Genomic DNA, 6,775 nt, shown 5'->3' with positions numbered 1-6,775 from the left:
AAGCAAGTGCCCGGCGAGTGGATGACGCGAAAAGGGATTGACTAACCAAGGCCCGTTACAGAAGCCCGGATGGAGCGCAGCGAAATCCGGGGCCTGTATCCGCGGACAGGCCGCCCCAGATTACGCTTCACTCCATCCGGGCTACGGGACGTGGGTAGTCACACGCGACAGCCCTGCCGTCGCAGGGGCGCGCTGCCAAAATATCGAAAACAACCCCATGCAAAGGAGCCGGTGCGGCCGGCGAGGCGCATGCTGTAATCACGCATTCGGTGTCGTCCCTGCGAAAGCACGGACCCATAACCGCAGGGCCTCGTTGTTGCGAGGGCTGTGGCCCCAGCGCTGCAAGGCAATCCGCATTTGTGGGTACGGGTCCCGGCTCAAGGCCGGGACGACGATGTGGCGAGGTCCTGCTCTACTTCTTCCGTCGCGCCTGCTTGCGCCAGTCGGCGACGAATGACACGAACGCAGCGAGCGCCGGCGGCGGCTGGCGACGGCTCGGATAATAGAGGAACGGTCCGTCGAATGGCGGGCACCAGTCGTCGAGCACGCTGACCAGCGCACCGGATTTGACGCCGTAGCGGACATAGCCCTCGAACGTCGCCCAGTAGCCGACGCCGTCATGAACCGCACGCAGCGCGAGGCCGAGATGGGTCGCGGTCAGCCTGGCCGGCGGCGAAATCTTCACCACGCGGCCGTTCTTCTCGAACTCCCAATCGAACATCACACCGTTGCTGAAGCGGCTGCGGATGCAGGGGTGCGCCAGCAGATCTTTCGGATGCATCGGCCGGCCGTGCTTTGCGACATACGCGCTGGACGCCACGATCGCGTAACGTTGCGGCGCGCCAAGCGGAACCGCGACCATATCCTGTGCCAGGTGCTCGCCGTAACGCACGCCGGCGTCAAAGCCCTGCGCGACGATGTCCACGAACGCACTCTCCGCAACGACGTCGAGCTCGACCCGCGGATATCTGGCGAGGAACGGCGCGATCATCGGCGCCAGCACCAGATCGACCGCGGGCGGCGGCGCGTTGATGCGCAACCGCCCCGACGGCTCGGCGCGCAGGCCGCGCACCTCGGTGATCGCATCGGCGACGTTGACCATGGCCGGCGCGACACGGGCAAGCAGCAGTTCGCCGGCCTCGGTCAGCGCGACGCTGCGGGTGGTGCGGTTCATCAGGCGGACGCCGAGCCGCTCTTCCATGTCGCGCAGGCGCTGGCTGAGGCTGGAAACCGAGACGCGCTGCTCGAGCGCCGCACGCCGGAAATTGCGCGTGCGCGCCACCGCCACGAAGCCGTCGAGGTCGCGAAGGTCGAAATTCTGCATTGTTCGATATAGTGAACAAGCCATTCGTGATTGTCCAGCTTATCGGCGAAAGCTGGCCGGCCCATATCACCTCGGCATTTGGCGACGGATTTTCCGCCGCAAACGCTCGAGGAACATCCACATGGACACACGCAAACTCGGCTCAACCGGGCCCACCGTCGCGGCCCTCGGCCTCGGCTGCATGGGCATGTCCGAGGTCTATGGCCCGGCCGATCGCGGCGAGAGCATCGCCACCGTGCACGCGGCGCTCGATGCCGGCATCACGCTGCTGGATACCGGCGACTTCTACGCCATGGGCCACAACGAGATGCTGGTGCAGGAAGCCCTGAAGGACGTCGCGCGCGACCGGCTGCAGATCAGCGTCAAGTTCGGCGCGTTGCGCGGCCCCGCGGGTGAATTCGCCGGAATGGACACCCGACCGGCCGCTACGAAGAATTTTCTCGCCTATTCGCTGCAACGTCTCGGCACCGACTACATCGACATCTATCGCCCGGCACGTCTCGATCCCAACGTTCAGATCGAGGAGACGATCGGCGGCCTCGCCGATCTGGTGAAGTCCGGCTACATCAGACATATCGGCCTGTCCGAGGTCGGCTCCGACACCATCCGCCGTGCTCATGCCGTGCATCCGATCGTCGATCTCCAGATCGAATACTCGCTGATCGAGCGTGGCATCGAGCGCGATATCCTGACGACCTGCCGCGAGCTTGGCATCGGCATCACAGCCTACGGCGTGCTGTCGCGCGGGCTGATCAGCGGCCACTGGTCGAAGGAGTCCGGCAAGATCGGCAGGGACTACCGGCTGATGACGCCGCGCTTCCAGGGCGCGAACCTCGATGCCAATCTCGCGCTGGTCGAGCAGTTGCGCGCCGTTGCCGCCGAGATCGGGGCGACGCCGGCGCAGGTCGCGATTGCCTGGGTCGCGGCGCAGGGCAAGGAGATCGTGCCGCTGGTCGGCGCCCGCACCCGCAACCGTCTCGCCGAAGCGCTCGGCGCGACCAGGCTGACGCTGACGCAAGCTCATCTCGCGGCGCTGGCGAAAGCCTTCCCGCCGGATATCGCTGCCGGCACGCGCTATGCGGCCGAGCAGATGGCGCATCTCGACAGCGAGAAGCCGGCCAGCAGATAACGGCAGCAATCAGGTGCGATGGGCGCTGAGGTCAGTGATGACAGGCCCATCGCCATTGAGCGGGTTCTGCGGATCGCGCGCGTAGCGCAGGGTTTCGAACCGCATCGCGCGCGCATCCACCATCAGGAGGCGGCCGACCAGGCCCTCGCCGAAGCCGACGATCTCGCGGATCGCCTCCAGCGCCATCATCGATCCCAGGACGCCGGCGAGCGCGCCCATCACGCCGGCCTCGGCGCAGGCCGGTACCGTGCCCGGCGGCGGCGCCTCCGGAAACAGGCAGCGATAGGTCGGATTGAACACGCCGTCCGCATTCTTCTCGTGCGCGCGGATCGTGGTCAGCGAACCGTCGAACTGGCCCAGTGCGGCCGTGATCAGCGGCCGCTTCGCGAGGAAGCAGGCATCGGCGACGAGATAGCGGGTCTCGAAATTGTCGGAGCCGTCGAGCACGAGGTCGTAGTTCGCGATCAGCGCCATCGCATTGTCGGCGGTGAGCCGCATCGAATGCGCCTCGAACGTCACATGCGGATTGAGCGCATGGATCTGTGCCGCCGCGCTGTCGACCTTGCGCTTGCCGATATCAGACGTCGCATGGATGATCTGGCGCTGCAAATTGGAGAGCGAGACGATATCGTCATCGATCACGCCGAGCCGGCCGACACCGGCTGCCGCCAGATACATCAGCACCGGCGCGCCGAGGCCGCCGGCGCCGATCACCAGCACGGAGGCCTGCTTCAGCGCATTCTGGCCGGGGCCGCCCACCTCGCGCAGCACGATGTGGCGGGCATAGCGTTCAAGTTCGTCGGCACTCAGCATTGTCTCATCTATCCTACCCGTGACCCTCATGGTGAGGAGCGCGGCACGCGCGTCTCGAACCATGAGGCCCGGTCCGTGGCCCTCATCCTTCGAGACGCGGCTCTCGCCGCTCCTCAGGATGAGGGTTGACGCGCTCCCTGAACCGGAGCGCGGTTGTTGCCGACCAAGCAGATGTGCTTAATTGCCTGGACGTCAATGGTGTCAGTCATTCCCCCCGGATTTGTCATGAGATCGGTGCTTTCGGCAACATTGATGGCCGCTTCCATTGCGGTCACGGGGATGGGCATGGCGCAGGCCCAGATGACCCCGCCCTCGACGGCGGGGGCGAAACCGAAGACCGTGGCGACGGTGCCGATACGCCCCGGGCTGCAGAAGCCGGAGGATACCGCGGGCGCGATGGCGCAGGCCGAGCGGCTGGCGCTGCAATCCGACCTCGCCTGGGTCGGCGAATATAACGGCGCCATTACCGGCGACGTCAGCGAGCGCATGGTCAATGCGATCAAGGAATTCCAGAAGAAGCGCGGCGGCAAGCCGACCGGCGTGCTGAACCCGCAGGAGCGCGGCGTGCTCGCCGACACTGCGCGGCGGAAGCAGGAAGGTGTCGGCTGGCGGATCGTCACCGAGCCGGCCACCGGGGCGCGGCTCGGCATTCCGACCAAGCTGGTGCCGCAGCTCACCAGCGACGCTTCCGGCGCCAAATGGACCTCGCCGACCGGCACCGTCCAGGTGCTGCTGACCCGGCGCAAGGAAGCCAGTCCGACCACCGCAAAGCTTGCCGAGCAGGAAAAGAAGGAACCGGCCGGCCGCACCATCGACTACACCGTGGTGAAGCCGGATTTCTTCGTGCTGTCTGGCATGCAGGGGCTGAAGAAGTTCTATCTGCGCGGCACCTTGAAGGGCGACGAGGTCCGCATCCTCACCATCCTCTATGACCAGGCGATGCAGACCACCATCGAGCCGGTGGTGATCGCGATATCGAGCGCCTTCAACGCATTTCCGTCCGCCGTGCGGGCCGGTCCGCCGCCGCGCAAGACCGTCGAATATGCCACCGGCGTCGTGGTCAGCGACGACGGCGCCATCGTGACCGATCGCGTGGCGACCGACGACTGCATCGCGCTGACGATCCCGGGCTACGGCAATGCCGATCGGGTCGCCGAGGACAGGGATCACGACCTCGCGCTGCTGCGCATCTATGGCGTGCGCGGGCTGAAGCCGCTCAATATCGCAGGCCAGGCGACGCAGACCGCGCTCGACATCACCGGGATCGCCGATCCGCAGAACCAGGGCGGCGGAGCGGCCGCGAGCAGCGTGAAGGCTTCGGCCGCACAGATCGGCGGCGGCGATCAGGCGCTGTCGCCGGCGCCGGCACTCGGGTTCTCCGGCGCGGCGGCGCTCGACGGCGGCGGCAGGTTTGCCGGGATCGCGGTGCTGAAACCCGTCATCGTCGCAGGCCCCGCAAACGCGGCGCCGCCGGCGCAGGCCGCGCTGGTGCCGGCCGACACGGTGCGCAGCTTCCTGAAGGCGCATGGCGTCACCGCGTCGGGCGACTCGGCGGACGCCAAGGCGGCCGTGGTCCGCGTGATCTGCGTCAGGAAGTAGAGCTACCTCGCCCCGCTTGCGGGGAGAGGTCGGATTGCATCGCCAGATGCAATCCGGGTGAGGGGGTACAGGTCCATCAATGGACACCACCTCGTGGAGTGAGCCCCTCACCCCACCCTCTCCCCGCGAGAGCGGGGCGAGGGAGCCTAACCAACCTCACCTCAACGCAAAGCGCACCCCGGCGCGGGCGAGGCCGCCGGCAATGCCGACCGGGGTGCCGTCGGCGCGCCAGCAGGCTGCGCCCGACATCGTGCCGTCGGCGTGAAACTGGATCGCGTTCATGCCGCCGGCCACCGTCGGCACGACCTGCACCTTGTGGCCCTTGGCTGATAGCGCGGCGCGGACAGCCTCCGGCACCGCCGGCTCGACCTCCAGCGCATTGCCCTCGGTCCAGACCCGCGGCGCCTCGACCGCCTCCTGCAGGCTCATGCCGTGGTCGATCAGATTGATCAGCGCCTGCATCGCGCTCGGGAAGATGCGCTTGCCGCCGGGCAGGCCGAGCGCGTAGGCGAGCTTGCCGTCGCGCAGCGCCATCATCGGCGACATCGAGGTGGTGACGCGCTTGCCGGCGGCCAGCGACAGCGCGTGTCCCGGCCGCGGATCGAACAGGTTCATGTAGTTGTTCGGCACGGTGCCGAGGCCCGGGATCAGGATCTTGGCGCCGAACAGATTGTTGATGGTCTGGGTGGTCGCGACCACATTGCCCATCGCATCCGCCGCGGTCATGTGCGTGGTGTGCGCGCTTTCGAGCTGGGTGACGCCGGCGCTCCAGGCTTGCGCGCGGTCGGGATCGATCGCGCGGCGGCGCTCCTCGGCATAGGCCTTCGAGGTCAACCGCTCCACCGGCACGTTGATATAGGCGGGATCGCCGCTCGCGGCCGCGCGGTCGGCAAAGGCGATCTTCAGCACCTCGGCAAGATAATGGATCGTCTCGGTCGTGCCGAAGCCGAGCCGCGCGATGTCATAGCCTTCGAGGATGTTGAGCATCTGCGTGATATGCACGCCCGATGCCGCGGGCGGCGGAGGCCCGAGGATTTCCCAGCCGCGGTAGTCGCAGCGGATCGGCTGCCGCTCGACGGTCTTGTAGGTCGCGAGATCCTCCTGCGCGATGAAGCCGCCGCTCTTTTTCATGTAGTCGACCAGGATGTCGCCAAGCGGCCCCTGGTAGAGCGCGTTGTCGCCATGATCGGCGATGTATTTCAGCGTCTCGGCATATTCCGCCTGCACCACGCGCTCGCCGGGCTTCAGCGGCGTGCCATCAGGCAGATAGATCGCCGAGATCGGCTTGTCCTTCAGCATCTCCTCGGCGCCGTCGGTGATGCATTCATGCAAATAGGGCGTCGCCGCATAGCCGCGCGCGGCGTGCTTGATCGCGGGCTGCATCACATCGGCAAGGCTCATGGTGCCGAAGCGGCGCAGCGTTTCGCACCAGGCTTTCAGCGAGCCCGGCACCGCGACCGCTTTCGGCCCGTTCAAATTCTCGTTGCCGACGGTGTCGAACACGTCGTGCGCCGATCCTGGCTTCGAAGTGTAGGTGTCCGGCCGCACCGCGTTCGGCACCGTGCTCTGGCCGTCGATGAAGCGATGGCTGCCGTCGGCGAGACGAATATGCGCCATGCCGCCGCCGATGATGCCGACCATCATCGGCTCGACCACGGTCAGCGTGAACAAGGTGGCGATCGCCGCATCGATCGCATTGCCGCCGGCAGCCAACATCTCGGCGCCCGCGCTCGATGCCAGCGGATGATTGCTCACCACCATGCCGCGGCTGCTGGTGGCCGGCTGCTTCTCGCATTGAAAACTTGTCGCGGCGCGGTCGCGCCAGGCGTCATTCATCGACATGCCGTTCATCGCCATTGTGTTCTCGTTCTTGATGGAGCGATCGGAGCCATGTTCTCCGGCCGCGCGTG

At 66.7% G+C, this 6,775-nt stretch carries 5 protein-coding genes; 2 read left to right on the top strand and 3 right to left on the bottom strand.

Annotated features, from left to right (window positions below; translation table 11 throughout):
* Positions 1 to 412: 412 nt before the first annotated feature.
* A complete protein-coding gene (locus Q2M23_RS35630) occupies positions 413 to 1,324 on the bottom strand; it encodes a LysR family transcriptional regulator (protein WP_316398522.1) in 912 nt (303 codons plus the stop codon).
* A 121-nt stretch (positions 1,325 to 1,445) separates the two neighbouring features.
* Here Q2M23_RS35630 and Q2M23_RS35625 point away from each other — a divergent pair, with 121 nt between their 5' ends.
* Complete coding sequence (locus tag Q2M23_RS35625) at positions 1,446 to 2,453, top strand: aldo/keto reductase (protein WP_316398521.1); 1,008 nt, start codon at positions 1,446 to 1,448, stop codon at positions 2,451 to 2,453.
* 9 nt (positions 2,454 to 2,462) lie between these two features.
* On the opposite strand, the gene Q2M23_RS35620 is transcribed toward Q2M23_RS35625, so the two are convergent.
* Entirely contained in the window at positions 2,463 to 3,266 is an 804-nt protein-coding gene (locus tag Q2M23_RS35620) for a molybdopterin-synthase adenylyltransferase MoeB (RefSeq protein WP_316398520.1), read from the bottom strand.
* 225 nt (positions 3,267 to 3,491) lie between these two features.
* On the opposite strand from Q2M23_RS35620, the gene Q2M23_RS35615 reads away from it, so the two are divergent.
* On the top strand, positions 3,492 to 4,865 hold the full coding sequence (locus Q2M23_RS35615) for a peptidoglycan-binding protein (protein WP_316398519.1): 1,374 nt from the start codon (positions 3,492 to 3,494) through the stop codon (positions 4,863 to 4,865).
* 156 nt (positions 4,866 to 5,021) lie between these two features.
* Here Q2M23_RS35615 and ggt read toward each other — a convergent pair whose 3' ends face one another.
* The gene (ggt, locus tag Q2M23_RS35610; protein ID WP_316398524.1) at positions 5,022 to 6,701 is read right to left on the bottom strand and encodes a gamma-glutamyltransferase; all 1,680 of its coding nucleotides are present in this window, start codon (positions 6,699 to 6,701) and stop codon (positions 5,022 to 5,024) included.
* Positions 6,702 to 6,775 lie beyond the last annotated feature (74 nt).

The sequence above is a fragment of the Bradyrhizobium sp. 33ap4 genome (assembly GCF_032654765.1).
Taxonomy (GTDB): domain Bacteria; phylum Pseudomonadota; class Alphaproteobacteria; order Rhizobiales; family Xanthobacteraceae; genus Bradyrhizobium; species Bradyrhizobium australafricanum.
Note: the sequence above shows the minus strand (reverse complement) of the source record. Positions and strands in the feature narration are given on the sequence as shown.

Coding starts and splice junctions, on each gene's coding strand:
- ggt (WP_316398524.1), bottom strand. CDS start 6,701: ATGAATGACGCCTGGCGCGACCGCGCCGCGACAAGTTTTCAATGCGAG.
- Q2M23_RS35630 (WP_316398522.1), bottom strand. CDS start 1,324: ATGCAGAATTTCGACCTTCGCGACCTCGACGGCTTCGTGGCGGTGGCG.
- Q2M23_RS35625 (WP_316398521.1), top strand. CDS start 1,446: ATGGACACACGCAAACTCGGCTCAACCGGGCCCACCGTCGCGGCCCTC.
- Q2M23_RS35620 (WP_316398520.1), bottom strand. CDS start 3,266: ATGCTGAGTGCCGACGAACTTGAACGCTATGCCCGCCACATCGTGCTG.
- Q2M23_RS35615 (WP_316398519.1), top strand. CDS start 3,492: ATGAGATCGGTGCTTTCGGCAACATTGATGGCCGCTTCCATTGCGGTC.